At 68.6% G+C, this 26,700-nt stretch carries 17 protein-coding genes and 2 pseudogenes; 8 read left to right on the forward strand and 11 right to left on the reverse strand.

Translation table 11 applies throughout. From position 1 onward, the window contains the following. The first annotated feature begins 87 nt into the window (after positions 1 to 87). From AC1DSO_RS12015 to AC1DSO_RS12025, 3 genes are all read left to right on the forward strand, one after another. The gene (locus tag AC1DSO_RS12015) at positions 88 to 2,004 is read left to right on the forward strand and encodes a hybrid sensor histidine kinase/response regulator (protein WP_477069037.1); all 1,917 of its coding nucleotides are present in this window, start codon (positions 88 to 90) and stop codon (positions 2,002 to 2,004) included. Between the two features lie 289 nt (positions 2,005 to 2,293). Beyond that, positions 2,294 to 3,529, forward strand: a complete 1,236-nt coding sequence (locus AC1DSO_RS12020) for a TetR/AcrR family transcriptional regulator (RefSeq protein ID WP_477069053.1) — start codon at positions 2,294 to 2,296, stop codon at positions 3,527 to 3,529. Positions 3,530 to 3,791: 262 nt separating this feature from the next. Then, complete coding sequence (locus tag AC1DSO_RS12025; protein WP_477069038.1) at positions 3,792 to 4,919, forward strand: hypothetical protein; 1,128 nt, start codon at positions 3,792 to 3,794, stop codon at positions 4,917 to 4,919. Here AC1DSO_RS12025 and AC1DSO_RS12030 read toward each other — a convergent pair. After that, complete coding sequence (locus tag AC1DSO_RS12030) at positions 4,910 to 6,223, reverse strand: L-fuconate dehydratase (protein WP_477069039.1); 1,314 nt, start codon at positions 6,221 to 6,223, stop codon at positions 4,910 to 4,912. The genes AC1DSO_RS12025 and AC1DSO_RS12030 overlap by 10 nt on opposite strands. A gap of 216 nt (positions 6,224 to 6,439) precedes the next feature. Then, entirely contained in the window at positions 6,440 to 9,199 is a 2,760-nt protein-coding gene (locus tag AC1DSO_RS12035) for a TonB-dependent receptor (RefSeq protein WP_477069040.1), read from the reverse strand. Between the two features lie 259 nt (positions 9,200 to 9,458). On the opposite strand from AC1DSO_RS12035, the gene AC1DSO_RS12040 reads away from it, so the two are divergent. Then, a complete protein-coding gene (locus AC1DSO_RS12040) occupies positions 9,459 to 11,357 on the forward strand; it encodes an alpha-L-fucosidase (protein ID WP_477069041.1) in 1,899 nt (632 codons plus the stop codon). Between the two features lie 68 nt (positions 11,358 to 11,425). Next, entirely contained in the window at positions 11,426 to 12,214 is a 789-nt protein-coding gene (locus AC1DSO_RS12045) for an IclR family transcriptional regulator (protein ID WP_477069042.1), read from the forward strand. Here AC1DSO_RS12045 and AC1DSO_RS12050 read toward each other — a convergent pair. Then, on the reverse strand, positions 12,211 to 12,849 hold the full coding sequence (locus tag AC1DSO_RS12050; protein WP_477069043.1) for a DUF2306 domain-containing protein: 639 nt from the start codon (positions 12,847 to 12,849) through the stop codon (positions 12,211 to 12,213). The two genes, AC1DSO_RS12045 and AC1DSO_RS12050, sit on opposite strands and share 4 nt — an antisense overlap. A 104-nt stretch (positions 12,850 to 12,953) precedes the next feature. On the opposite strand from AC1DSO_RS12050, the gene AC1DSO_RS12055 reads away from it, so the two are divergent. After that, complete coding sequence (locus tag AC1DSO_RS12055) at positions 12,954 to 13,730, forward strand: LytTR family DNA-binding domain-containing protein (protein WP_477069044.1); 777 nt, start codon at positions 12,954 to 12,956, stop codon at positions 13,728 to 13,730. 18 nt (positions 13,731 to 13,748) lie between these two features. Here AC1DSO_RS12055 and AC1DSO_RS12060 read toward each other — a convergent pair whose 3' ends face one another. Genes AC1DSO_RS12060 through AC1DSO_RS12070 form a run of 3 tightly spaced genes read right to left on the reverse strand, consistent with a single transcriptional unit; the run spans position 13,749 to position 16,440 of the window. Then, positions 13,749 to 14,588, reverse strand: a complete 840-nt coding sequence (locus tag AC1DSO_RS12060; protein WP_477069045.1) for a fumarylacetoacetate hydrolase family protein — start codon at positions 14,586 to 14,588, stop codon at positions 13,749 to 13,751. Positions 14,589 to 14,613: 25 nt separating this feature from the next. Next, positions 14,614 to 15,366 carry an SDR family oxidoreductase gene (locus AC1DSO_RS12065; protein WP_477069046.1) on the reverse strand — a complete coding sequence of 251 codons (753 nt, stop codon included), beginning with the start codon at positions 15,364 to 15,366 and terminating at the stop codon, positions 14,614 to 14,616. A 9-nt stretch (positions 15,367 to 15,375) separates the two neighbouring features. Beyond that, positions 15,376 to 16,440 carry an aldo/keto reductase gene (locus tag AC1DSO_RS12070; RefSeq protein WP_477069047.1) on the reverse strand — a complete coding sequence of 355 codons (1,065 nt, stop codon included), beginning with the start codon at positions 16,438 to 16,440 and terminating at the stop codon, positions 15,376 to 15,378. Between the two features lie 104 nt (positions 16,441 to 16,544). Here AC1DSO_RS12070 and lldD point away from each other — a divergent pair, with 104 nt between their 5' ends. Then, on the forward strand, positions 16,545 to 17,681 hold the full coding sequence (gene lldD, locus AC1DSO_RS12075; protein WP_477069048.1) for an FMN-dependent L-lactate dehydrogenase LldD: 1,137 nt from the start codon (positions 16,545 to 16,547) through the stop codon (positions 17,679 to 17,681). Positions 17,682 to 17,693: 12 nt separating this feature from the next. On the opposite strand, the pseudogene AC1DSO_RS12080 reads toward lldD, so the two are convergent. From AC1DSO_RS12080 to AC1DSO_RS12090, 3 genes and pseudogenes are all read right to left on the reverse strand, one after another. Further along, positions 17,694 to 17,858: pseudogene (locus tag AC1DSO_RS12080) on the reverse strand (hypothetical protein); the annotation flags it as partial. A 73-nt stretch (positions 17,859 to 17,931) separates the two neighbouring features. After that, complete coding sequence (locus AC1DSO_RS12085) at positions 17,932 to 19,770, reverse strand: alpha-L-fucosidase (protein ID WP_477069049.1); 1,839 nt, start codon at positions 19,768 to 19,770, stop codon at positions 17,932 to 17,934. Between the two features lie 93 nt (positions 19,771 to 19,863). After that, positions 19,864 to 22,239 carry a glycoside hydrolase family 95 protein gene (locus tag AC1DSO_RS12090; protein ID WP_477069050.1) on the reverse strand — a complete coding sequence of 792 codons (2,376 nt, stop codon included), beginning with the start codon at positions 22,237 to 22,239 and terminating at the stop codon, positions 19,864 to 19,866. Positions 22,240 to 22,410: 171 nt separating this feature from the next. On the opposite strand from AC1DSO_RS12090, the pseudogene AC1DSO_RS12095 reads away from it, so the two are divergent. Continuing rightward, positions 22,411 to 22,532 (forward strand): annotated as a pseudogene (locus AC1DSO_RS12095) (hypothetical protein); the annotation flags it as partial. Positions 22,533 to 22,544: 12 nt separating this feature from the next. On the opposite strand, the gene AC1DSO_RS12100 reads toward AC1DSO_RS12095, so the two are convergent. Both AC1DSO_RS12100 and AC1DSO_RS12105 read right to left on the reverse strand, forming a co-directional pair. Further along, the gene (locus tag AC1DSO_RS12100) at positions 22,545 to 25,322 is read right to left on the reverse strand and encodes a TonB-dependent receptor (protein ID WP_477069051.1); all 2,778 of its coding nucleotides are present in this window, start codon (positions 25,320 to 25,322) and stop codon (positions 22,545 to 22,547) included. Between the two features lie 129 nt (positions 25,323 to 25,451). Beyond that, complete coding sequence (locus AC1DSO_RS12105; RefSeq protein ID WP_477069052.1) at positions 25,452 to 26,579, reverse strand: mannonate dehydratase; 1,128 nt, start codon at positions 26,577 to 26,579, stop codon at positions 25,452 to 25,454. Positions 26,580 to 26,700 lie beyond the last annotated feature (121 nt).

Here is a 26,700-nt window from a genome sequence, read left to right on the forward strand (position 1 = left end):
TGGATCAGGACCCGTCGTCGAGGCGTTATGCCGCAACGTAAACTTTACCCGACCCTGCGCATATCGATTGAAAACGAGGGAGACGGGATGGGCAAGCACTTGGATTCCGAGGCTGCCTCCAGAATCGAAGCCGCCGCCGCCGACTGGTTCTTTCAGAGCAGCCTCGACATGTTCGTGCTGCTGCGGAACGACGTGATCATCCGCGTCAATCCGGCCTGGACCGACCTGACCGGCTGGACGGCCGAGGACACCCTGGGCCGCCAGATCCGCGACTTCTTCCACCTGCACGACACCGACGTGTTCCACGCCATCGCCGACTCGCTGCGCAGCGCCGGCCAGGCCCGCTCGCAGCACCGCCTGGCCCGCAAGGGCGGCGGCTGGTTGTGGGTGCGCTCTCAGACCAAGGTGCTCGAGGGCGACGGCCTGCTGATCGTCTTCCAGGACTTCAGCGAGGATCGCGCCCGCGAGATCGCCCGCCAGCAGGCCGAGCGCTCAAACGAACTGCTGCGCAGCGCGGCCGGGGTCTATGTCTGGCGGTTCAATCCGCGCAAGGGCGTCTACGTCTTCGACCAGGACATCCCTACCCCCAGCGCGCCGCAGGGCGGGGTGCGGACCATGACCATGTCGGAGATGACGGCGTCGGTCCACGCCGAGGACCGCGCCCGGGTGTGGGAGGCTTTCGCCCACACCTTGCGCACCGGCGAGCACGCGGTGATCGACTACCGTTATCGCGACCCGGCCACCGACGCCTGGGCTCACATGCACGCGGCCTGGCGCGGCGTGCGCGGCTCCAGCCCCGACGCCTGGGACGTGATCGGCATCAGCCAGGACGTCACCGAACTGGTCGAGGCTCGCGACGCGGCCCTGGGCGCGGCCGAGGCCAAGAGCCAGTTCCTGGCCAATATGAGCCACGAGATCCGCACGCCGATGAACGGGGTGCTGGGCGTTTTGCACCTGCTGAAGAACGAGACTCTGACCGACGACGGCCGCCGCCTGTTGAACGAGGCCCTGGGCTGCGGCGAGATGCTGTCGGAGCTGCTGAACGACATCATCGACTTCTCGAAGATCGAGGCTGGCAAGCTGGAGCTGATGCCCGAGCCGGTCGACCCGGTCGAATTGATGCGCGGCGTCGCCGACATGCTGCGGCCCCAGGCCGAGGCCAAGGGCCTGTACCTGCGGGTCGAGGCGTCACCGGATCTGGGCTGGGCGGCCACCGATCCACTGCGGCTGCGCCAGGCCCTGTTCAACCTGCTGGGCAACGCCGTGAAGTTCACGCTGGAGGGCGGCGTGGTCGCGCGGCTCTCAGGCCGGAGCAGCGGCGATCGCGTCACGCTGCGGTTCGAGATCGACGACACCGGCGTCGGCATCGGCGAGGAGGCCGGCAAGCAGCTGTTCGAGCGCTTCCGCCAGGGCGACGGCTCGACGACGCGCCGGTTCGGCGGCTCGGGCCTGGGCCTGGCCATCTGCCGGCGCCTGGCCGAGCTGATGGGCGGCGAGGTCGGCTTCGAGAGCAAGCTTGACCGGGGCTCGACCTTCTGGCTCGAGATCGAGGCCGACGCCTGCGCGGAGCCGGAGGCCCAGACCGACGAGGCCGACACCGCGCTATTCGCCGGCCTGCGCGTGCTGCTGGTCGAGGACAACGCCACCAACCGCCTGATCGCCGGCCGCATGCTGGAAGCTCTGGGCGCGCACATCACCACCGCTGAGGACGGTATCCAGGGCGTGGCGGCGGCGCGCGCGGGCTTCGACCTGATCCTGATGGACATCCAGATGCCCGGCATGGACGGGGTCGAGGCCACCCAACGCATCCGCGCCTTCAAGGGCCCGGCTGGCGCCGTGCCGATCCTGGCCATGACCGCCAACGCCATGGCCCACCAGCAGGCCGCCTACCTGGCCGCCGGCATGGACGGGGCCATCGCCAAGCCGCTCTCCCCCATCGCCCTGGCCCAGGCCATCGCCACGGCCCTGGTCGCCRAGCGTCCGAGCGCGCTGAAGGCGTCGTAGACTCTCACCCACCCTGTCATCCCGGAAGCCTCGGAGAGGCTATCCGGGACCGCCGGAAGCGCCGGTGTTTGCCGCGGTCCCGGCTCTACGCTGCGCTCCGGCCGGGATGACACCGTAGCCGCGCCCCCGAAAACACCCCGTTCTGAAACAATACTGACAAACCTTGGCTCTAAGGCCGGGTTATTGTCTCCCGACGGACGGACCGGCCTTTAAGCCGGCCCGGTGGGCGCCTAAGTTGGACGCGATCGTCCAAGCCGGCGCAACCGCCGATGGGCGGCGCGACTTGGGGATGGATGCGATGGATGACGGTCGGATCGCGGGGGCGGCGACGGCGCGCTACGCCCGCAAGAAGGAGACGATCCTGGCCGCGGCCACGGCGATCCTGAACCGTCAGGGCGTGCGCGGCATGACCCTGGCCGACGTCGCCGCCAAGGTGGGCTTAAACACCACCAGCGTCACCTACTACTATCGCAAGAAGGACGACTTGGCCGCCGCCTGCTTCATGCGTGGCCTGGAACGCTTCGAGGCCATGGTCGAGGAGGCCGCCGCCGAGACGACGCCGTCCGCGCGGATCCTGAAGTTCCTGGACCTCTATCTCGACCTGAACCGCCGCGTCCGTCTGGGCGAGGCCACGCCCCTGACCAGCTTCACCGAGATCAAGGCCCTGAAGGAGCCCCTGCGCGGTTCCGTCGTGGGCGCCTTCAACGACCTGTTCCGCCGGGTGCGCGGCTTCTTCGACGATCCGTCCCTGGCCCACCTGGACAAGCGCCAGCGCAACGCCCGCACGCACCTGCTGATGGAGCAGGTGTTCTGGTCGGGCACCTGGCTGCGCCGCTACGACATCGAGGACTATGGCCGGGTGCGCGACCGGCTGGGCGATATCCTGCTGAACGGCCTGCCAGCCGGCGGCCGGACCTGGTCGCCCCTGCCCCTGCCCGACCCAACCCCGCTGTCACCCGAGGGGCTGGAGTGGCGCGAGACCTTCCTGGTCGCCGCCACCCGGCTGATCAACCAACGCGGCTATCGTGGGGCCTCGGTCGAGGACATCTCGGCGGCGCTGAACGTGACCAAGGGCTCGTTCTACCACCACCACGAGGACAAGGACGCCCTGGTCGCCGATTGCTTCGAGCGCACCTTCACCGTCACCCGCCGCTCGCAGCTGGACGCCCGCGGCCTCGCCGCCGACAGCTGGACCCAGCTGGCCTCGACGACCGCCGGCCTGACCAGCTACCAGCTGTCCGAGCACGGGCCGCTGCTGCGGGCCTCGTCGATGGGAGCCTTGCCGGAGACGCTGCGGCACGACATGGCCGACGGCTATGCGCGCGGCTGGCAGCGGTTCGCCTCGATCATCTCGGACGGCATCGCCGACGGCTCGATCCGCCCGATCGATCCCAGCATCGCCGCCCACATGATCAACTCGATGCTGAACGCGGCGGCGTCGCTGGGCGCCTGGGCGCCAGGGCTCGAGCGCGACGAGGCGGCGGAGCTGTTCGCCCGGCCGCTGCTGACGGGGGTTTTGGGGTAGGCCGCTTCAAACCTTCACCACCCAAACCCGTGTCATCCCGGAAGCCTCGCAGAGGCTGTCCGGGACCCAGGGGGTGCGTGAACGCCGTGCGCGCCGCCCCTGGGTCCCGGCTCTACGCTGCGCTTCGGCCGGGATGACACGGATTTTTGAGCTTCAGGGATGCGCGCCGTCCCAAAGGTTGCGACCTATTAACCATAGGCTGGCCCTGCCCCGTCCACCGCTGGTATCCTCAAGCGTCTGATTCGCTTGAGTTCCCCGCGTCATGACGACGATCAATCCGTATTCGTCGACCTACGCCCCCGGCCTGACCGCCGGGCAGACGGCGACGCAGCGCGCCAACCAGGCGACCGGCTATGGCCAGCCCCGCGACCAGAGCCCGACGATCAACACCCCGGCGGTCAACGTCACCCTGTCGGCGGCCGCCCAGGCGGCGCTGAAGGCCCAGACCGACTCCCGCACGATCGAGACCGTCGTCGCCGAGGCCCGCGCCCAGATCGGCGCCCAGCTGAAAGCGGCCAAGGCGTCCAGCGCGCTGAAGGACGGCGACGCGACCATCGACCTCTCCGGCCTCGACCGCCGGACCCTCCACGCCGTGGCCAGCAACAAGGGCGGCCAAGTGGGGAGCGGCTTTCCGCTCGACCAGCAGGTCGTCGCGGCCCTGGCCCTGAAGAGCCAGCACGACGCCGCCCTGGCCGGTCCCGCCGCTCAGGCCCGGCTGACCGGCGACTATGCCAGCCTCTACCAGGCCGCCCTCGACCAGTCCGAAGCCGCCGGTCCGGAAGAGAAGGCCTCCGCCGTCTGGAGCCAGGAGCACGACGCCCTGGTCGAGGGTCGCAAGCAGGCCATCGCCCGCCCGGGCCTCGCCCCCGCGGGCATCGCGCACGACAGCGTCGCGGCCTATATGACCGAGACCGGCAGCGCCGTGGCCGGGGCCAAGACCCGCGACTTCGGCAAGGTGGCCGGCGACGTCCGCACGGCCCTGGACAAACAGTACGCGCTGGCCTTCGCCCCCGAAGCGGCCAAGGACTCGGGCAGCGGCGAGATCGACTTCCGCCGCTTCGACGACCGTTCGCTGTCGGCCATCGCCCTGAACAAGGACGAGCAGTTCTCGGCCCATGAGATCAGCCTGGCGAAAGCCGAGATCCGGTCGCGCGACAGCGCCGCCATCACGGCCAGCTTCCAGTCGACCGGCGACGACGAGGGCGGCTTCGGCAAGGCGATGATCACCCGCTACGCCGGCATGACCGCCGAGGAGCGCGAAGCCGCCGGCTGGACGCCGGCGGTCTATGACAAGATGGTCGCGCTGCAGGCTTCGCGTGACAAGCTGGCCGAGATGTTCAATGCCGACGGCTCGCTAGCGGGGCCGCCCAGCCTGCTGGACTACCTGTAGGCCAGGCGGGCCGGCTCGACCGCCGCCTTCGGCGCGTGCTCGTACTGGGCCAGCGAGGCAGCCTTCATCTCGATCGAGAAGCCCGGGGCCAGCGGCGGCATGTAGGCCGCGTCGCGGATCACGCAGGGCTCGACGAAGTGCTCGTGCAGGTGATCGACATATTCGATCACGCGACCCTCGTGCGTGCCGGCGAAGCACAAATAGTCGATCATCGACAGGTGCTGGACGTATTCGCAGAGGCCGACGCCGCCGGCGTGCGGGCAGACCGGCAGCTCGTACTTGGCGGCCATCAGCAGCACGGCCAGCACTTCGTTGACCCCGCCCAGGCGGCAGGCGTCGATCTGCACGACGTCGATCGCCTGGTTCATGATGAACTGCTTGAACAGGATGCGGTTCTGGCACATCTCGCCGGTGGCGACCTTGACCTCGCCGATGCCGGCGCGGATCTTGGCGTGGCCGTAGACGTCGTCGGGGCTGGTGGGCTCTTCGATGAACCAGGGCTTGGCGAAGGCCAGGGCGTTGACCCAGTCGATCGCCTGATCGACGTCCCAGACCTGGTTGGCGTCGATCATCAGGGTGCGGTCGGGACCCAGCACCTCGCGCGCCACGCGGACGCGGCGGATGTCGTCCTCCAGGTCGGCGCCGACCTTCAGCTTGATGTGGCGGAAGCCGGCGTCGACGGCTTCTTGCGCCAGGCGTCGCAGCTTGGCGTCGTCATAGCCCAGCCAGCCGGCCGAAGTGGTGTAGCAGGGATAGCCCTCGGCCAGCAGCGTCTCGCGTCGCTGGGCCTTGCCCTCGGCGCGGGCCTCCAGCAGGGCCAGGGCTTCGTCCGGCGTGATGCAGTCGGTCAGGTAGCGGAAGTCGATGGCGCGGACCAGTTCGGCCGGCGACATGTCGGCCACCAGCGCCCAGACCGGCTTGCCCTCGGCGCGCGCCCACAGGTCCCAGACGGCGTTGACCACCGCGCCGGTCGCCAGGTGGATGACGCCCTTGTCGGGGCCCACCCAGCGCAGCTGGCTGTCACCGGTCAGTCGCCGCCAGAAGCCGGCGGGGTCTTCCTTGACCCGATCCAGCTCCAGCCCGACCACCAGGTGGCGCATGGCCTCGATGGCCGCCACGCACAGCTCGTTGCCGCGCCCGATGGTGAAGGTCAGGCCATGGCCCTGCAGGCCGGGCGTGTCGGTCTCGAGCACGACATAGGCGGCCGAGTAGTCGGGATCGGGGTTCATCGCGTCCGACCCGTCCAGCGAACGGCTGGTGGGGAACCGTACGTCGATCGTCCGCAAGCCAGTGATCCGGGTCATCAGCGGGGATCTCGCTTCTGGAAGGGGACGCAGGTCAAGATCTTACTCTCCAAGGGGGCCGGCCAAGGGGGCGTGATCCCCGAAAAAGGTAGCGCTAACTGGCACGCACCTCGCGCCGAGGCAAGCATATTTGAAGTTACATTTCACTTGTGCACAAAAGGCGGGGCCGGAGGGGAAGGCCTCCGGCCCCATGCGCAGGCGCCAAGCCGGAGGAGGCTAGAACTTGGCGCGCACCCCGGCCGTGAATCGACGGCCGACGTTCTCGTAGCCACGGGCATAGCCGTAGACGTTCTGGTCGATACGGGCGCTGTCGGTCAGGTTCTGGCCGTCCAGCGTCAGGCTGATGCTCTTGGTCAGGTCATAGCCCGCCGAGAAGTCCACCTGCCCGTACGAGTGGGCGTAGCTGCCGTCGCCGAAGGTGGACGCGGTGGCGTTCACGAACTTGCTGCGGAAGTTGTAGGCCAGGCGCGCGCTGAGGCGGCCGTTCTCGTAGTAGCCGACCAGGTTGTAGCTGTATTTCGAGACGCCAGGCAAAGCGAGGGCCGGTCCGCCCTGCACCGTGGCGACGTCGTCGGCGCTGATATAGGTGAAATTGGCGATCACCCCGAAGTCGTCGAACGGCCCCGGCAGGAAGGTCAGCGGCGCCTGCAAGCCGAGCTCGGCGCCCTTCAGCTTGCCGCCTGCGCCGTTGTCGGGCTGCGAGATGGTGAAGCTGCGCGGCACGGTCGCCCCGGTCTCGGTCAGGATGACGTTGATGTTCTCGGTGCGGCTGGTCGAGACGACGAAGTTCTGGACGTCCTTGTAGAACAGCGCGGCGCTGAGCAGGCCGCCGTGGCCGAAATAGTACTCGACCGACACGTCCAGCTGCTTGGCGCGATAGGGGTCGACCATCGGATTGTTGATGGTGATGAAGCTGGTGTTGGCGTTGACCGTCGTCGACGGCGACAGGGTCGACAGGGTCGGCCGCGACATCACCCGAGCGGCGGCGGCGCGCAGCACCACGTCGTCGCGCAGCTGGTAGCGCAGGTTCAGGCTGGGCAGCCAGTCGTGATACTTGCGCTTGATCAGCACCGGCGTGACGCTGGGCAGGGTCGTGGTCGACGAGCCCAGTGAGAAGCGGATCTGGCTCAGGTCCGGCGCGTAGCCCGACGACTCCTGGTCGGTATGGACGTAGCGCAGGCCGACATTGCCGGTCAGGTCGTCGTCGGCCATCGCGAAGTCGGCGCGCAGATAGGCCGAGGCCTCCTTTTCACCGACCCCGTACTCGTTGGCCAGGGCGCGAACCGGCGGCGCGACCTTGAGGATGGCGTCCAGCGGGGCCTTGGCGAACAGCAGGTCGGCGTCGGCCGACAGGAAGGTGTTCGGATATTTGACCGGGCCGTCATAGCTGTTGAGGAAGTGGTCGAACGTGTAGCGCCGCATCAGGCTGGAGGCGTCGAACGACGGCCCGTCGACCGAGGCGACGACCGGCAGGCCCAGCAGGCCGGCCAGCTGCGCGGCGGTGACCTTGATCTGGTTGGTGCCGAACACCTGCTTACGGTCCGAATAACGCGCGCCGCCCTTGATGCTGCGCAGGAAGCCCTGGCCGGCGTCGAAGGTCAGGTCCAGCTTGGTGTCCCAGTTGCGGTCGTCGATCGGCCGGTGATAGTCGCCCGACAGGCCGATGCCCCGGAAGTTGGTCGGGTCCAGCGGGTTGTAGCCGCGGTTGAAGCTGATCTGCGGCAGGTTCGACGGGTCCTGGCGGAAGTCGTACGAGGCGCTGGCGCGGCCCAGCACGGTCGGCACCCAGCTGTCGAACAGCTGCTCGGCCTTCGAGTAGGAACCCTCGCCGTTCACCTTCAGGCGGCCAAACTCGAGCTTGAAGCCCGCCGCCCCCGATTTCAGCGTGTTGTAGGTGTTGGAGACGGTGTTGGTGTTGCGATAGTCCACGCCGTCGGCGTCGAGATAGATGACCCGTCCCTGGGCGTCGAGCGCGCTGTCGCGGATGCAGCCGCCGGGCGCTGTGCCCTGCTGGGCGGTCGGGCAGATGATACTGGTGAACCGTAGCGTGTTGATCGGCTGGGTCAGCTTGGTCTCGTACTTCGAATAGAGCACGTCGCCATAGATCTCGATGTTGTCGGTCGGCTCGAACTGGAAGCCGCCGATCGCCGTCACCCGCTTGGTCTTGCCCAGGATGATCCGGGTGCCGGCCTCGTGGTTGAAACGGATAGTGTCGCTGAAGTCGCCGTCGCGATTGTAGTCGAGCTTGGGCGTGCGCGTCGCCTCGACACCGTTCTCGAAGCCGAAGCCGCGGAAGGTGTCGGACCGGAACTCGCGGCGCTGATAGTTGACGCCGACATTGACCCCGAACTTGTCCGAGAACAGGTGATTGACCAGCACGGCCAGCTGCGGCCGGACCTTCTTCGACTTCACCTCGTACAGACCCTCGGCGCTCATCGCGATGCGATTGCGGCCCAGGTCCAGCGGCTTGGCGGTGTTGATGTTGACCGTCGCGGCCAGGCCGCCGCTCAGCTGGTCGGCGGTCGGGGTCTTGTAGACCTCGACGGCGCTGACGAAGTCGGACGCCAGGGTGGAGAACTCGAAGCTGCGACCGCCGCTCGGCGTGGTCAGCACGCGTCCGTTATAAAGCGTCTGGGTGAAGTCGGGGCTGAGGCCACGGACGCTGATCTTGGAGCCTTCGCCGTTGGTGCGGGTGATCTGCACACCGGTGATGCGCTGCAGCGAGTCGGCCAGGTTTTGGTCGGGGAACTTGCCGATGTCCTCGGCGGAGATGACGTCGCTGATCACCGAGGCGGTGCGCTTGATGGTGGCCGCCTGCGCCAGGCTCTGGCGGAAGCCGGTGACGATCACCTCGTCCACCGTGGCGGCGTCTTGAGCCGGCGCGGGGGCGGCGGCTTGCGCGTGTCCCAAGCTCGGAATCAGAGCCAAGGCCAGCAGAGACGCTCCGCCGGCCAGCAGGCCTTTTTTGTGCGACATCGATTGATCCTCCCCTTTTTTCGTAGTCGTTTTTGTATCTGATTTTTTTGTTCAAATTTGAAATGATGTCAATTGGCGATCCACAAGGAATCCAGAGGAACTTGATGGTAGCGCTACCTTTTCGGCCCAATTGGATGAAATTGTACTCCACTTATAAAATTCTAGTTGCGCCGGCGGGATGATGACGGTCAGTTTGGGCGGCGTGACGCGCGGCTCGACCGGCGCCGAACCGCCCTCCTCCCTTTTCAGGAACCGCCCGATGAAGAGCCTTCGGATCCTGGCCATCAGCCTGCTGGCCGCCCCGACCCTGGCCATGGCCCAAGCCGACAACCCGGGCGCCCAGCAGCGTCGCAGCGCCGAGGCCAACGAACCGATGGGGATCGGCGCGCCGGCGGCGCGCGACACCGAGGCTGCCGATCGGGCGCTGAACGGCTGGTGGCGTGACGCCGGCAAGACCCGCGACCAGCGCCTGGCCTGGTTCCGGCAGGCCCGGTTCGGCGTCTTCGTCCACTGGGGGCCCTATTCGGTGCTGGGCGGCCAGTGGAAGGGCCAGCCCAATCCCGGCTATTCCGAGCACATCATGCGCGTGGCGCGCATTCCCCGGCAGACCTACAAGGACGAGGTCGCCGCCAAGTTCAGGCCCGACGCCTATGACGCCCGCGCCTGGACGCGGATGATGAAACAGGCCGGGGCCGGCTACGTCATCCTGACCGCCAAGCACCACGACGGCTTCGCCCTGTGGCCTTCGAAGGCCAGCGACTACAACATCGCCCAGGTGTCCGGCTTCAAGCGCGACCCGCTGGCCGAGCTCGTCGAGGCCGCCCACGCCGAGGGGTTGAAGGTCGGCTTCTACTATTCACACGCCTTCGACTGGGAAGACCCCGATGCGCCAGGCAATGACTGGGACTACGACAATCCCGCCGGCGACAAGAAGCTGCACGGCGGCGTCAACTGGTGGAACACCTATCCGCAATTCCTGACCAACACCGACCGCTATATCGACCGCAAGGTCATCCCGCAGCTGAACGAGCTGATCAGCCGCTACCACCCCGACATCCTGTGGTTCGACACCCCCAGCAAGCTGCCCTTCTTCCAGCAGGCCCGGATCGTCGAGGCGGTGCGCAAGGCCGATCCGAACGTGGTGATCAACGGCCGCGCCGCCCGGTCCAAGGACCTGAACCTGGGCGACTATCTGGACACCGCCGACCGGCCGGCCGAGCTGCGGCCCACGGCCGGTGACTGGGAGGCGATCCCGACCACCAACGAGTCCTACGGCTACAACTCCCTCGACCACAGCCATAAGAGCGTCGAGCACTTCGTCCAATTGATCGCCAAGGCCTCGGCCAAGGGCGGCAACATCCTGCTGAATGTCGGGCCGCGCGGCGACGGCGTGATCGACGCCCCCGACGCGGCGATCCTGGCCGGGGTCGGCCGCTGGATGAGCGTCAACGGCCAGAGCATCCGCGGCACGACCCGCACGCCGCTGGACCGCCAGGCCTGGGGCGACAGCACGGTCAACGGCGACCGGCTGTACCTGCATGTGTTCGACTGGCCGAAGGACGGGAGCCTGCGCTTGGGCGGCCTGCTCAGCCCGCCCAAGCGCGCTTATGTCCTGGCCACCAAGGCGCCCGTGGCGGTGCGGCCTGTCGGGGCCAACGACTACGATCTCGTCCTGCCGGCGCAGGCCCCCGACGCCGCCGACAGTGTCGTCGTCGTCGAGACTGTCGGCCCGGTCCGGGGCCAAGCCGGGCGTCTGCTCGAGACCCGTTACGGCGCCAGCCAGCTGCTGGCCTTCGACGCCAAGGCCGAGGGAGACGGCTTCAGCTATGGCGACGGCAAGACCTCCCGCTTCTATGTCGACGGGCTGGAGCGTCCGGGCAATCGCCTGGTCTGGTCGGTCCGCGCGACGGAAGCCGCGCCGGTCCGGGTCCGCCTGCGCTACAGCACCCCCGACAAGACCCCGCCGGGCCGCGCCGTCGTGCGCTACGGCGCCACGACCCTGACCGCGCCCCTGGTCGCCACGGACGGCGACAAGGACTTGCGCGAGGTCGATCTGGGCCTGCTGCCTCTGGCCGCCGGCGATCTGGCCGACCTGTCGCTGACCCTGGAGGGCGCCGACAAGCCGGTGCATGTCTTCGACCTAAAACTAGAGCGGTGATCAAGACCACTTCCGCCCGCCCTCGGTCATCGGCTATCTTTTCGCCTATGAAATTAGAGGGGCGGACCGTGGGCGCATCCAGCAAGACGGCGACGGATAGCGAGGAACAGCGCTACCGCGCGCCGGCGCTCGAGAAGGGCCTGGACATTCTGGAGCTGATCTCGCGGGCGACCGAGCCGATGTCGATCGGCATGATCACCCAGGCGCTGGACCGCTCGACCGGCGAGCTGTTCCGGATGATCCAGGTGCTGGAGTACCGGGGCTTCATCGAGCAGGTCGGCAACGGCTACCTGCCGACCGCGCGGCTGTTCGCCCTGGGCATGCAGCAGGCGCCGGTCAAGTCGATCCTGGAAGTGGCCCTGCCGGTCATGCGCGAACTGGCCGAAGACGCCGAGCAGAGCTGCCACCTGGCCCTGCGCGCCGACGGCGACATCGTCGTGGCCGCGCGGATGGAATCGGCCAGCCTGATCGGCTTTTCCGTCCGCATCGGCTATCGCCAGCCGCTGATCCTGACCGGCTCGGGCACGGTGCTCTACGCCTTCCAGACCCCGGCGACCCGCCTGCGCTGGGAGGAGGCGTTCGAGCCCCGCCCCTCGGCCGAGAAACTGGCGGCCTTCCGCGCCCGCGCCGACCGCGCCCAGGCCAACGGCTATGACGAGCACTCCAGCGACATCGTGCCAGGCATCGTCGACCTGGCCGCGCCGGTGCTGCGCGGCGAGATCGCCGCCGCCGCCCTGACCATGCCGTTCGTCCGCAAGGTCCCGCTGAAGGTCGAGCAGGGCCATGCCCTGCAGCTGGTCCGCGAAGCCGCCCGCCGCATCTCGGCGGAGTTGGCCTCGTCGGACGTGCGGGTCTAGGGGCCGCTGGGCGCCTCGCGGCGCAGCCAAAGCTCGGCCGCGATCAGGTTCGGGACCCAGGCCAGGAACGAGATGGCGCGGTACCAAGGCAGGAACGGCAGGTCCAAGGCCATGACCAGCGGCAGGTAGAGCCGCAGCGTGACGGCGGCCAGGGTCAGCGCCCACGAGCGGATCATCCAGCGACGGTGCTCGGCGAAGCGACCTCGCACCGCCGCGCGCCAACCCAAGAGGTTCACGGCGATCCAGATCACGGCCAGGCTGCCGAAGCCCGCCGAGGCGATCGGGCCCGCGGAAGAGCCGGGCGCCAAAATCAACCCCGCCGTCCCGCCGACCAGGCATCCCGCGACATAGGTCCGGCCGACCCAGCGATGCGGCGGGCTCGCGCCCCGGCGGAGGGCGGGCAGAAATTGCAATGAACCCAGCACCAGCGCGGTCACCGCGCCGGCGACGTGGATGAAGAGCCACGGAACGCCGAACGGGTTCTGCAGCGCGTCCGCGCTCGTCCGCGGCGGATGCAGCAGATAGCGCGCCGAATAGCCGGCGATGGCCAAGCAGAGAAAGGCCGTGAGCATCCAGGCGATGCGGACGGGCCAGTATGGGGGCTTGGTCGAGAGCGTGGGGATGGAGGCGGTCAAGCGAAGTCCTCGTCGTGGTTTCACCGAACGCCGTTGCCGATCGGGCGGCGGCTCGCTAGGCCTAGCTTCGCGAGCGGCGCCAGGGTTGCGCGAACAGGGACGACATGGACGGCGAGGGCAGCGGACCAGGCGGGGCGGCGATCGCGCGGCGGTGGGCGATCGACCTGGCGATGCTGGTCGCCATCGGCCTGCTCATGGGCTTCTTGAGTCCGTTCGCCTCGGAGCGCGTGCCTGTCGTGGGGCGCTATGTCTACTGGATGATCTGCATGGTCGGCGGTGGGCTGATCGGTGTCCTGACGGACGACCTGCTGCGCCGGCGGATGGCCGCGATCTGGCGGCGGGCGGCTGTGGTCTCGGTGCTGATGACGCCGCCGGTGTCGCTGCTGGTGTTGACCACCGAGCACCTCCTGATGGGCGGACCGTTCGACTGGCCGGGCTATCAGCGAATGCTCTGGCAGGTGTGGCCCATCTCGCTGGCGGTGATGGTGGTCCGGGCTCTCGCCTGGCGGCGCTCGCCCGTGCGGGTCGAGACGCTGACCGTCATCGCCCCGCCGCTGCCCGAGGTCGAGGCCACCTTCAGGCGAAGGCTTTCGGCGAAACGTCGCGGGGCGCGGCTGATCGCGGTCGAAGCGTACGACCACTACCTGAAGGTCCACACCGACGCCGGCGAGGAGCTGATCACCCTGCGCTTCGCCGATGCGTTGGACGAGCTGGCCCGCGCCCACGGCTGGCGTGTCCACCGCTCGTGGTGGGTGGCGGCCGACGCGGTGGAGGCCGTGCGCTGGCGGCGCGGCGCGGGCGAGATGCGCCTGGCCGGCGGTCTCGTCGCGCCGGTGAGCCGGACCCATGCGCCGACGCTGAAGGCGGCCGGCTGGTTCTAGGCGCGTCTTCTCGGCGCCCTAAGCCGCCACCACCACCTGCCGCTGTTCGCCCAGCCCTTGGATCCCCAGCGCCACCCGGTCGCCGACGTCCAGCCAGACCTGCGGCCTTTGGCCCAGACCGACGCCCGGCGGGGTGCCGGTGGTGACCACGTCGCCCGGCTGCAGGCTCATGAAGCGGCTGAGATAGGACAGCACGAAGGCCGGCCGGAAGATCATCGTCTTGGTCGAGCCGTCCTGGAACCGCTTGCCGTTGACCTCCAGCCACATCGACAGGTCGTGCACGTCCGGGATCTCGTCCGGCGTCACCAGCCAGGGGCCGAGCGGACCAAAGCTGTCGCAGCCCTTGCCTTTGTCCCACTGCGACGACTGCATCTGGAAGGCGCGCTCGGAGACGTCGTTGCAGACGCAATAGCCAGCGATCGCTCGGGCCGCCTCCTCTTCCGAGGCGTACGAGACGTGCGCGCCGACCACGAAGGCCAGCTCGACCTCCCAGTCCAGCTGGGTCGAGCCGCGCGGCTTGATGATCGGGTCGTTGGGGCCCGACAGCGCGCTGGTGGCCTTCATGAACACCACCGGCTCTTCCGGGATCGGCAAGCCCGACTCGGCGGCGTGGTCGGCGTAGTTCAGGCCGATGCAGACGAACTTGCCCGGCTTGGCCACGCAGGGCCCCAGGCGCGCGTCAGCCGGCGCGGCGGGCAGGCTCGCCGGGTCCAGAGCCCGCAGGGCGGCCAGGCCGTCGAGGGTCAGGGTGGACGGATCCAGGTCGCCGATCACCGCGCTCAGGTCGCGGATCACGCCGTAGGCGTCCAGCAGGCCCGGCCGTTCCTGGCCGGGGGGTCCAAAGCGCAGCAGTTTCATCGAAGGTCTCCGAAGGTCGTGAGGATCACATCACCCAGCCGCCGTCGATGACGTGCGTCCGGCCCGTGGTGAAGGCGGACTCGTCGGACGCCAGATAGACCGCCAGGGCGGCCAGTTCGGACGGGCGTCCGAAGCGGCCCATGGCCTGGCGGGCCGTGAAGTCGCGATAAGCGCCCTCGAAGTCGCCGGTGTCACGCAGGCGTTGCAGCAGCGACGGGGTCTCGACCGTGCCGGGGCARATGGCRTTGCAGCGGATCCCCTGGGCGACGAAGTCGGCGGCCACCGCCTTGGTCAGGCCGATCACCGCGGCCTTGGTGGCGCAATAGGCGAACCGGTTGGGCACGCCTTTGATCGACGAGGCGATCGACGACATGTTGATGATCGAGCCGCCGCCCTTGGCGATCATGCCCGGCAGGATGGCGCGGATCATCCGGTACTGGGCGGTGACGTTCAGGCTGTTGGAGAAGGCCCAGGCGTCCTCGTCGCAGTCCAGGATCGTGCCGGCGTGGACGAAGCCGGCGCAGTTGTAGAGGACGTCGACGTGCGGGAACTCGGCGGCGATCGCCTTGACCGCCTCGGCGTCGGTGACGTCCAGCGCGCGCGGCGTCGCGCCGTCGATCGTCGCCACGGCGTCGATATTGAGGTCGGTGGCGATGACCGCCGCCCCTTCGCGCAGGAAGGCCTCGGCCGTGGCGCGGCCGATGCCCTGCCCGGCCGCCGTGATCAGCGCGGTCTTGCCGGCCAGCCGTCCGGCGGTGGCTTGTCGTGTGTCGTTCATCGGAGGGTCCTAGAGGTCTTCGCCGGGCAGCGGCGCTTGCGGATCGACGAGGTTTTCCGCTCGCAGCTCGCGCCAGAAGTCGGCGGGGATGGCGGTGTCGTATAGCGCGAGGGTCTGGCGGACCCGCGCGACCGAGCCGAGGCCCGGAATGACGCTGACCACGGCCGGATGGGCCAGGCAGAACTGCAGGGCGGCGGCGGCCAGCGGGATGCCGTGGCGGTCGCTCAGCGCCTCCAGGCGGCGGACCCGCGCGACGATCTCGGCCGGCGCCTCGCCGTAGTCGTAATAGTGCGGCCCCGCGCCCTTGACCCCCGTGGCCAGGATCCCGGAATTGTAGGCGCCGCCGATCACCACCGACAGCTGGCGCGCCAGGGCGGCCGGCAGGAAGCTTTCCAGCGCCGTCTGTTCCAGCAGGGTGTAGCGCCCGGCCAGCAGGACCACGTCGAGATCGACATGCTCCATGGCCCGCAGGCAGACCTGCCACTCGTTGACGCCCAGGCCGAAGCTGTCGATCGCGCCGCTGTCTCGCAGCCGCTCCAGCGCCCGGAAGCCGCCGCCGGCGGTCAGTTGGTCGAAGGTCCGGGCGTCGTCGGCGCCATGGGTCATCGGGCCGATGTCGTGGACGTACAGGATGTCGATCCGCGCCAGGCCCAGCCGCTGCAGGCTGTCCTCGTAGGAGCGCAGGATGCCGTCGTGGCTGTAGTCGTAGACCTGCTCGAACGGCAGGGGCGAGCGGAAGCCGTAGCGCTCGGCGTCGCCCCTCAGCCGTGGGTCCGGGGTCAGCAGGCGGCCGACCTTGGTCGACAGCACCACGTCGTCGCGGCCGCGCGCCACGTCGCCGACCCGGCGTTCGCTCAGCCCGTGGCCGTAGCGCGGCGCGGTGTCGACATAGGTCAGGCCCGCGTCCAGCGCCGCCGCCAGGGTGGCCCGCGCGTCGTCGTCGCTGACCGGATGATAGAGGTTGCCGACCGACGCCGCGCCCAGGCCCAGCACGCTGAGCGACAGGCCGGTGCGCCGGATCGCCCGCTTGGGAAGGGGGCGCTTGGCCAGAGGGGACTGGGCTTCCGAGATCATGCCGGGTCTGTCCCCTCCGCTTAGGCTACGCATATTGTTTTTCGCCAAATGTGAAATACACATTCATATAAGAAATACAAGCCGACGAATCCCTGGAGACCCCGATGATCGCCACCTCGACCGAGGACTTCAGGCGCGCCGCCCGCCGGCGGCTGCCGCGCTTCCTGTTCGACTATATCGATGGCGGCGCGGGGGACGAGCGGACTTTGCGCGGCAATGTCGGCGACCTGGCCGGGCTGGCCCTGCGCCAGCGGGTGCTGAAGGACGTCAGCGGCGTCGATCTGTCCACCAAGCTGTTCGGCCAGACCCTGGCCGCGCCGATCATTCTGGGGCCGGTGGGGCTGAGCGGCATGTACGCGCGGCGCGGCGAGGTCCAGGCGGCGCGGGCGGCGGCCGAGCGCGGCTTGCCCTTCTGCCTGTCGACCGTCTCGGTCTGCGCCCTGGATGAGGTGGCGGCGGCCAGCGCCGCCCCGATCTGGTTCCAACTCTATGTCATCCGCGACCGGGGCTTCATGCGCGACCTGATCGCCCGAGCCAAGGCCGAGGGCGCCAGCGCCCTGGTGTTCACCGTCGACATGCCCGTGCCCGGCGCCCGCCGGCGCGACGCCCATAGCGGCCTGTCGGGACCGCTGGCCGCCTTCCGCCGCTACGCCCAGATCTGCGGCAAGCCCGCCTGGGCCTGGGACGTCGGGGTGCGCGGCCGCCCTCACCTGCTGGGCAATGTCGCGCCCGTGCTGGGCGAGGCCAGCGGCCTGGAGGACTTCATGGGCTGGCTGGGCGCCAATTTCGATCCGTCGATCCAGTGGCGCGACCTGGAATGGATCCGTGAGGCCTGGGACGGTCCGCTGATCATCAAGGGCGTGCTGGATCCCGACGACGCTCGCGACGCCGTGCGCCTGGGCGCCGACGGCCTGGTGGTCTCCAACCACGGCGGCCGCCAGCTGGACGGGGCGCTGTCCACCGCCCGCGCCTTGCCCAGCATCGCCGAGGCGGTCGGCGACGACCTGACCGTCCTGGCAGACTCCGGGATCCGGTCGGGCATGGACGTGGTGCGGATGCTGGCCCTGGGCGCCAAGGGCGTGCTGCTGGGCCGAGCCTGGGTCTACGCCCTGGCCGCCGCCGGCGGTCCGGGCGTCGGTCGCCTGCTCGACATGATCACCGCCGAGATGCGCACGACCTTGGCGTTGGCGGGGGTGTCGGCGGCGCGGGWTGTGGATGGGCGGGTGCTGGATCGGCGGTAGGGGGAATCGAAATCCCTCTCCCCTTGCGGGAGAGGGTGGCCCGCGTAGCGGGTCGGGTGAGGGGTTGAAGACAGGATCCGCCGCGACTTGCGGATAGGCCGGACGCCAAGCCGACAGGTCTATCGACCCCTCATCCGTCAGCTTCGCTGACACCTTCTCCCGCAAGGGGAGAAGGATAGATGGGCAAAAAAGAAGGCCGGCCGACGCCTTGCAGCGCCGTCCGGCCAGATACCCCGCCCTTGGGTAAGGCTTAGTTGGCGGGGGTGAGGTACAGCGCGCGCAGGGTGAACAGGTCCGGGCCGGCGGTCTGCGGACGCAGGGTCACCTGGTAGCGACCCGGCTTGTCGAAGTGCAGGATGCCGACCGGCTGGAAGGCCAGGAAGGCGGGCTTGCGCCGCTCGATCGTTCCGGTCTCGACGACGCCGAAGCTGCGCTTCTGGTCATTGAGCTCGATCACGCCCTCGCGGCCAGCCTGCTCCTTGGTGGCCGAGTACTGCAGGTCGATATGGTAGTCGCCGGCCCGCTCGACCTGCACCGTCCAGGCGATCGACTTGGACGGATCGTCCAGCCCGACCGGGGTGTAGAACTTGCGGGTGTCGTCGACCGACAACTGGGTCTTGATCGCGTCCAGCTTGACGCCGGGGCTGAGGGTGGCGTCGGCGACGTCCAGCGGTTGGCGGCCATAGGCCGGCGACAGCACGATGCCCTGGTCGCGGCGCGCGGCCACCGGCGTCTTGGTCTCGACCACGACCACCAGGTCGTCGGAGGGCGGCGCGCCGGCGGGCAGGTCGACCGACAGGCCGCCTTCAGTTCCAGGCGCCGCCTGCTTGAAGCGCAGGGCCGCGCCGCCAGCCAGCAGCGAGACCTTCGAGACTGGCTCGGTCAGGCCAGGCACGCGAACGACGCCGTCGGCCGGGCGATCCAGCACGTGCAGGTACAGCTTGGTTCCCTTCTGGGTCGCTACGCCCCACGGCGTCTGCGGCAGGGGCGAGCGGGTCGTGCCGTAGATGCTGTCGCCATTGACCTTCAGCCACGCGCCCACCGCCAGCAGGCGCTTCTGCGCGCCCTCGGGGAAGCGGCCACGGCCGTCGGGGCCCATGTTGAGCATGAAGTTGCCGCCCCGGCTGGCCGAGGTGGTCAAGAGGCGGATCAGGGTGTTGGTCGACTTGAAGTCGTTGTCGAACGCCGAATAGCCCCAGCTGCGGTTGTGGGTGAACACCGACTCCCAGTCGCCGCCCTGCACCAGGCTGGCCGGCGGGATTTCGGAGTCGGACGGCGAGGTGTAGTCGCCCAGGTCGTTGCCGATCCGGCTGTTCAGCAGGCACTCGGGCTGCAGTTTCTTGACCAGCTCGCGCAGGCGCTTGGAATATTCAGCCGGCATCGGGCCGGGGGTGTCGAACCAGATCTCGCGAACGGGCCCGTACTTGGTCAGCAGCTCGGTGACCTGCGGCACGACCTTGCGGTTGAAGTACTCGTCGAAGTCGGCCTTCTTCGGATCGAACTCCCAGGTGTTGCCGCCGCCGTTCGGCTCGGTCCAGTCCTGGTACTGCGAGTAGTAGAAGCCCAGGCCGATGCCCTCGGCCTTGGCGGCCTCGGCCAGTTCCTTCAGCGGATCGCGGCCGAACTTCGTGCCATCGACGATGTTGTGCGGCGAGGCGGCCGACTTGAACATCGCGAAGCCGTCGTGGTGCTTGGCGGTGATGACCATGTAGCGGAAACCGGCCGCCTTCATGGTCTTCATCCAGGCGCGGGCGTCGAAGTCGACCGGATTGAAGTCCTCGGCCAGCTTCAGATATTCGGCGCTGGGCGTCTTGCTGTTGCTCATCAGCCATTCGGACGCGCCGTAGTAGCGCTTGCCGCGAATGACGCCGCCGGCCTGGGCGTAGATCCCCCAGTGGATGAACATCGAATAGCGATCGTGGTTGAACTGTTTCAGCCCTTTGGCGGTCGCGGCGTCGTGGACGGCCGGCTTGTAGGTCGAGACCTTGAAGTGGGTCTGTTCCGGCGGGGCGCCGACGGAATCTTGGGCCCAAACCGGCGCGCTCGAGGCCAGTGCGAGCGCCATCACGCCCATCGTCAGTTTCCGCATGCCACTTCCTCCCGATCGTTTTATTTGTGATCTTTCATTTCTTATATGAAAGCGAAATCCACACGTCAAACGAAACCGCGATGAAAACCACGACTATGAGACGGCGCGCGCGGTCCCTTGCAGGGACGGTCCCGCCAAGGTCACGCGCTCGCCGGCGCGCACGAAGATCCGGCGGCTGACCTCGCCGCAGCGCACCGTGCGATAATCGGAGGTAGCGCAGCGCAGCGTCGCGCTTTCCAGCCGGCCGTCGCGCCAGGACAGGTCCAGTTCGCCAGCGTTGCGGACCTTGACGCCGCGCAGCGATCCGGTGGGCCAGGCGCTGGGCAAGGCGGGCAGCAGGTCGATGGTCTCGCCCTTGCTCTGGACCAGCATCTCCAGGATCGCCGCCGCCCCGCCGAAATTGCCGTCGATCTGGAACGGCGGATGGGCGTCGAACAGGTTGGGATAGGTCCGCTCGCGGGCCAGCAGCAGCCGCAGCACCGCGTGGGCGTGGTTCCCATCCTTCAGCCGGGCCCACAGATTGATCCGCCAGGCGATGGCCCAGCCGGTGGTCTTGTCGCCCCGCGTCTCCAGGGTGCGCCGGACCGCCGCCGCCAGCTCGGGATGGACAGCGGGATCCATCTGCCAGCTGGGGAACAGGCCGTAGAGGTGMGAGACGTGGCGGTGCTTGGGATCGGCCGCGACGGCGTCCCAGTCGTCCTTCCACTCCATCAGCTGGCCTTGGGCGCCGACCCGGGTGGGGGCCAGGCGCTCGCGGGTCTTGGCCAGCTCCGCGCGCAGGTCGGGATCCAGGTCCAGGATCCGCGCCGCCTCGCGGGTATGGTTGAACAGGTCGCGCAGGATCTGCATGTCCATGGTCGGGCCCGCGCACAGGGTCGAGCCGAAGCCGTGGCGGTTCTCCGGCGACACCGACGGGCTGGTGACCAGCCAGCCGGTGGCGGCGTCGGTCTGCAAGGTGTCCAGGAAGAACAGGCACGCGCCGCGCAGGATCGGATAGGCCCGGGCCAGGAACCGCTTGTCGCGGCCATAGTCGTAGCGGTCCCACAGGTGCAGGCACAGCCAGGCCCCGCCGGTCGGCCACAGCCCGGCCTTGGCGTGGTCGAACGGCGCGGTCCCGCGCCACAGGTCGGTGTTGTGGTGCGCCACCCAGCCGCGCGCGCCGTACATCTTGCGAGCGGTCACCGCGCCGCGCTCGGAGATGTCCTTGATCAGCGCGAACAGCGGCTCGGCGCACTCGGCCAGGCCGCCGGCCTCGGCGGGCCAGTAGTTCATCTGGGTGTTGATGTTGATCGTGTAGTTCGAGCCCCAGGGCGGCTTGACCTGGTCGTTCCATAACCCCTGCAGGTTGGCGGCCTGGCCGCCGGGCCGCGAGCAGGCGATCAGCAGGTAGCGGGCATATTGGAAGTACAGCTCCGCCAAGGCCGGGTCGTCGGTGGTCTCGTTGTGGGCCAGGCGCGTGTCGGTGGGCACGGCGGGATCGGTCTTGCCGCCCAGGTCCAGGCTGACGCGGTCGAACAGCAAGCGGTGGGCGGCGATGGCGTCGCGGGCGAGGCGGTCGAAGGCCTTCCGGGCGGCGCGGTCGATCTGGCCGCGGGTGATCGCGTCGGGGTCGCCGCCGATGTCGTCGTAGCGCCGGTAGCTGGTGGCCATCGCGACCAGGATCGTCGCTCGGGTCGCGCCCCGCACCGACAGCTGGCCGCCTTCGCCGCTGATCGTTCCGCCCTTCGCCACGACCTTGGCCCGACCGCAGAAAGTCAGGGCGCCGGCTATGGCCCCCTCGGCGTTGTTGCGGCCCGAGACCCTCAGCGTATCGCGCCTCTCGTGGACGACCTGGTTGACCGTCTGGGCCGAGGTCAGGGTCAGGTCGAAGTTCAGTGCGCCGGGCTTGCTGGCGGTGATCTCCAGCGCGATGACCTGGTCGACCGGCGAGGCCAAAGCCCGCCGCGTGTATCGGACGCCGTCGATCTCGAACGTGGTCTCTGCGATGGCGTCGTCGAGATCCAGCGAGCGCCGATAGCCGCTGACCGTCCCCTGCTTGCCCACGAAACGGATGCCCAGATCGCCGAACGGCTGGTAGGCCATCTCGCGCGGCGGGGTGGCGACCAGGGTCTCATTGGCGCGCTTTTCGGCGTCAGCGAAGCGGCCCTCGGCGATCATCGCGCGGACCGGACCCAGGCCCTCCTGGGCGCGCGGATTGACCGGATCGTAGGGGCCGCCGCTCCACAGGGTGTCTTCGTTCAGCTGCAGCCGCTCGGCCCAGACGTCGCCGAACACCATGGCCCCCAGCCGGCCGTTGCCGATCGGCAGGGCCTCGACCCACTGGACGGCCGGTTGAGCGTACCAGAGGACGTGGTTGCCACGGGCTCCGGCCTTGGCCTGGGCTCGGGTCTGGGCCTGGGCTCGGGTCGAGACGGCCAGCGCGCTCACGGCGGCGCCGGCGGCGACCTGGCGACGGGTCAAGCGGGTCATGTGGAAACTCCCCTGATCAGCGCCGGCCTGGACGACCGACATCACGTTGGGGCGGAGGGGCTGGAATGGCCGGCCAACGCCCGCGACCAGTGATCACTCCGGGGCGGCTTTGACAAGCGGATATTTTATCAGTGAATTTCTATGTCGTATAAGAAATGATCTAAGCTCAAAATCTCGTGTCATCCCGGCCGAAGCGGAGCGTAGAGCCGGGACCCAGGGGCGGCGCGCACCGCGCTCTGTCACCCCTGGGTCCCGGACAAGCGCTGCGCGCTTTCCGGGATGACACGGAGTTTTTAGCTTCGCCGTCAATAAACGAACTTCACCCCCGCCCGATAAAACCGGCCGATCGGGTCGTAGGACCCCGCCGTCGGCGCGAATTCCGGCGGCAGGTTGTTGAAGACGTTGTTGACGCTGAAATAGGCCGTCCAGTCGCCGCTACGGGTGGGCAGCTTGTACGAGACCCGGGTGTCGACCAGCGTCTCGGGCTTGATCTTCAGCTGCGGCAGGTCGGTGGGCGCCGTGCTCAGGTCGTAGGACACCTCGCCGGTGTGGCGCGCCTGCAGGAACAGCGACCACGGCTCGGCGTCATAGGTCGCCTGGGCGTTCCAGCGCCATTTGGGATTGGCCGCCTCGCCCGCCCGGTTCACGATCGGCGCGCCCGGTACGATGCTGGTGAAGGTGTCGACATAGCTGCCGATCACCCGCGTGCTGAGCCGGCCCGGCAGCCCGTCACGGAGCGCGGCGAGGTCGAAGCCGTAGCTGGCCTCGATGTCGACGCCGCGGGTCTTGAAGGCCGACAGGTTGAGGTTCACCAGGTCCACGCCGATCAGCCCGCCGGCGGCGTCGCGGTACAGGAACGCGCAGCGCGCCTGCACCCCGGCCGCGCAGTCGTCGATCAGCTGCTGCGGCGTCGGCGTGGCGATCGCGTCCTTGATGTCGATGTCATAGTAGTCGACCGACAGCCCCAGGCCCGGCGCGAACGAGGGCTGGTAGACGACGCCGAACGTCGTGGTCTCGGCCCGTTCCGGCACCAGGTTCGGATTGCCCAGCTGCAGCTGCTTGACGTTGGTCGCCGTCACGCCGCGCACCCGGTCGAAGATCGACACGATGTAGTTGGACTGGCCCTTCTGGTAGAGCTCGTAGAGGTTCGGGGCCCGGATGTCCTTGGACCGCGTGGCCCGGAACCGCACGCCCTCGACCGGCGCGTAGGACAGGCCGACCTTCCAGGTCGTGACCCCGCCGCTGGTGCTGTAGTCGGTGTAGCGGGCCGCCGCGTTCAGCTCCAGCTCCTTGGCCCAGGGCAGATCCTTGGCCAGCGGGACCACGGTTTCGACGTAGCCTTCCTTGATGTTGTAGCTGCCGGCCTGGGCCTTGGGATTGCCGACCCGGAACGGGCCGGRGCTGTTGGTCACCGGGTTGAAGGTCTCCGACAGCGCGTCCACCTTCTGGTCGAAGCCCTGCTCGCGGTACTCGGCGCCCAGGGCCAGCGACACCGGCCCGGCCCAGGTCGAGATCGGCTCGCCCGACAGGTTGAAGGCCACCAGGTGCTCGTACGACTTCTGGATCGCGGCGTTGGTGGCGGTGATGTAGCGGAAGGCGCTGTCGCTGGGCGGATGGTAGCCGAACACGTTGATCGGCACGCAGCCGTTGCCGGGCGTGGTCAGGCTGGAGCGGCAGACGATCGCGCCGGTGGTCGGGCTGACCACCGCGTCGGCGGCCTCGACATAGCGGGCCTGCAGCAGGTCGTTGCCGATCTGCAGTTTCCGCTTGTTGTCGCCGCGCTCGAAATAGCCGTCCCACTTCCAGCCGCCAATCTCGCCGTTGATGCCGCCCACCAGCCGGTAGGTGGTGTTGTCGGTGGTCACCTTGCTCTGCGGGATGTCATTGTCGTAGCGGCCCAGGCTGAAGGTCTGCAGGTTCAGCGTCGTCATCCGGTCGCGCAGCGAGGTCGGCAGGAAGGCGTTGTCGCGGCGGATGGTCAGGGCCGTGTTGCCCAGCTGGTTGTGGTACGAGCCGACCTGGTAGCCCAGGGCCACCTTGCCGTAGCTGGCCTCCAGATAGACGTTGGTCTTGGGAGTCAGGTCCCAGCTGCCGCGCAGGAAGGCGATGCGCTTGTCGATCGCCGAGGTCAGCGGCGCGAACTGCGGGATCACCCCGTCGCCGCCGACCATGGTCGAGCCGGTGCGCAGGGTTCCGTAGTTGAACGGGATCGGGGCGCCGTCGGCGGTGAAGGTCGTCCCGGCCAGGGCGGTGTTGGTGATCAGTCCGCCGAAATTGGCGTTGGACACCCGCACCCCGCAAGCGAAGTCGCGCAAGGTGGCCGAGCCGGCCGGCAGGGCGATCACCTGGCAGCTCTTCTGGGCCACCGGGCGGTCCAGCCGCTGGTCGACGCCGTTGCTCTTGAAGTATTCCAGGCTGCCGATGACGTGGCCGCGGCCGTCGGCGAAGCGCTTGCCGTAGGCGAAGTTGTACTTCTGCTCCTGGTCGTCGTCGTAGTTCGAGATCCCGCCCTGGATCTCGCCCTTGAAGCCCTCGAACTTCTTGTTGAGGATGAAGTTGACCACCCCGCCGACGGCGTCGGAGCCGTATGCCGCCGAGGCGCCGCCGGTGACCACCTCGACCCGGTCGACCAGGGCCTGGGGGAACAGGTTGGTGTCGACCAGGCCGCTGCCGTCGCCGGGCACGAAGCGCCGGCCGTCCAGCAGGGTCAGGGTGCGGCTGGGACCCAGGCCGCGCAGATCCAGATAGGCCCCGCCCTGCCCCGACGAGGTCTGGGCCCCGCGCGGCCCGACCGAGTTGTTGAGGGCCGGGATCTGCTTCAGCGACTCGCCCAGGGTGGTCGGGCTGCTGTTGGTCAGCTGCTCGCCGCCCAGCACGGTGACCGGCGTCGGAGCCGTGAAGCCCGCGCGGGCGACGCGCGAGCCGGTGACCACCACCTCCTCGACAATGTCGCTGGCGGGGGCGGCGGCCTGGACGGCGGCTGGCTGGACAGCCGGGGCGGTCTGGGCGGCGGCGGCCAGGCTCCACACCGTGCCCAGGGCGAGCGCGGACGACGCGCAGGCGCGTTTGATCAGTCGTGACATCGGGATGTCCCCTCGAAGGGCGCCGGCGGACCGGCCGCAGGAGTTCGTCCGTTCCGAGCCATGGCGGCCTGGACGGTTAAACAGGAGCTACTTCAGGTACTTGCGGCCAGACCGACGGCCGCTACAGCGTCAAGCTAGTCGGTCGGCGGCCTGGATCAGGCCGCGGATATAGCCGTAGGCGAAGGCGAAGCTCTCGCCGCGCGCCTCGGGGTGGCCGGGAACTTCCGGCACGTGGTCGGGCATCAGCATGCCGTCGTAGCCGACTTCCTTGTAGACCTTGATGGCCTCGACGAAGTCGACGTCGCCCTCGTCCGGGAACACCTCGGCGAAGTTGTCGCGCCGGCCCTTGATGTTGCGGAAGTGGACGTTGAAGATCTTCTTCTTGTTCCCGAAATAGCGGATCACGTCGAAGATCTCCTTGCCGGGGTCGCGCAGGTCTTCCGACACCGTGCCCTGGCAGAAGTTGAGCCCGTGATACGGGTTTTCCTTGATGGTGATGAACCGCTTGAGGCCCTCGACCGTGCCCAGCACGCGGTCGACGCCCTGGTAGCCGCTGGGCGGCACGCCGGGATCCTGCGGGTGGCAGGCGATCTTGATCTTGTACTCCTGGGCCACCGGGGCGACCCGCTCGAGGAAATAGGTGATCCGCTCCCAGAACCGGTCGGCGTCGACCACCCCGGCTCGGGTTAGCGGCGTGGCCGGCTTGGCTTCGGCCAGGTTCCAGGCCGAGTATTCGGCGTCGCCGCGTCCCTTGACCTTGCCGCTGCGCAGCACGCCCAGGATGCTCATGTTGTACTTCACGGCCGGGATGCCGGCGGCGGCGCAGTTCTTGATCAAGGTCTGGAAGGCCTCGATGTCGCGGTCGCGCTGCGGATCCTGGGCCAGCATGATGGCCGGGTTCTTCTCGCGGTCGATGTGCGACGAGGTCAGCAGCACGCTGTCGACCATGTCGACGCTGACGCCGTGCCGGCCGCCCATATCCTTCAGGGCCTTCAGCTCGTCGACGGTCGGATAGATCCGGCCGGGATCGGCGATCTTGGCGCTGCTGCTGCAGTTGCGCACGCCGTAGCGGGCGAAGAAGGCGAAGTGGTCGTCGGTGGCCGGCGGGCTCTGGCAGCCCAGCTTGAACTTGGCGGGTCCGCCCTTGGCGCCGGTCGGCTTCGGCGCCGCGTCCGCCACGGTCGAGGCCGCGCCCGATCCCGCGCCCAACGCGACCGCGCCCAGACCGGTGGCCGACAGAAATCTTCTGCGATCCATAGTCTCACTCCCGCTATTTTATCTGGTCGAGGCCAGGTTTTATTAGTGAAGACTAGGCGCCAGCTTCGACTTCAAACCAATGCTAAGGCCGTATCGACACATGCCGGGCGCGCATTGGTGG

The organism is Caulobacter sp. P4_E5 (genome assembly GCF_056401555.1).

Excerpts from the sequence above, each read along its gene's own strand:
- AC1DSO_RS12020 (WP_477069053.1), top strand. The coding sequence starts at position 2,294 with ATGGATGCGATGGATGACGGTCGGATCGCGGGGGCGGCGACGGCGCGC.
- AC1DSO_RS12025 (WP_477069038.1), top strand. The coding sequence starts at position 3,792 with ATGACGACGATCAATCCGTATTCGTCGACCTACGCCCCCGGCCTGACC.
- AC1DSO_RS12030 (WP_477069039.1), bottom strand. The coding sequence starts at position 6,223 with ATGACCCGGATCACTGGCTTGCGGACGATCGACGTACGGTTCCCCACC.
- AC1DSO_RS12035 (WP_477069040.1), bottom strand. The coding sequence starts at position 9,199 with ATGTCGCACAAAAAAGGCCTGCTGGCCGGCGGAGCGTCTCTGCTGGCC.
- AC1DSO_RS12040 (WP_477069041.1), top strand. The coding sequence starts at position 9,459 with ATGAAGAGCCTTCGGATCCTGGCCATCAGCCTGCTGGCCGCCCCGACC.
- AC1DSO_RS12055 (WP_477069044.1), top strand. The coding sequence starts at position 12,954 with ATGGACGGCGAGGGCAGCGGACCAGGCGGGGCGGCGATCGCGCGGCGG.
- AC1DSO_RS12060 (WP_477069045.1), bottom strand. The coding sequence starts at position 14,588 with ATGAAACTGCTGCGCTTTGGACCCCCCGGCCAGGAACGGCCGGGCCTG.
- AC1DSO_RS12070 (WP_477069047.1), bottom strand. The coding sequence starts at position 16,440 with ATGATCTCGGAAGCCCAGTCCCCTCTGGCCAAGCGCCCCCTTCCCAAG.
- AC1DSO_RS12085 (WP_477069049.1), bottom strand. The coding sequence starts at position 19,770 with ATGCGGAAACTGACGATGGGCGTGATGGCGCTCGCACTGGCCTCGAGC.
- AC1DSO_RS12105 (WP_477069052.1), bottom strand. The coding sequence starts at position 26,579 with ATGGATCGCAGAAGATTTCTGTCGGCCACCGGTCTGGGCGCGGTCGCG.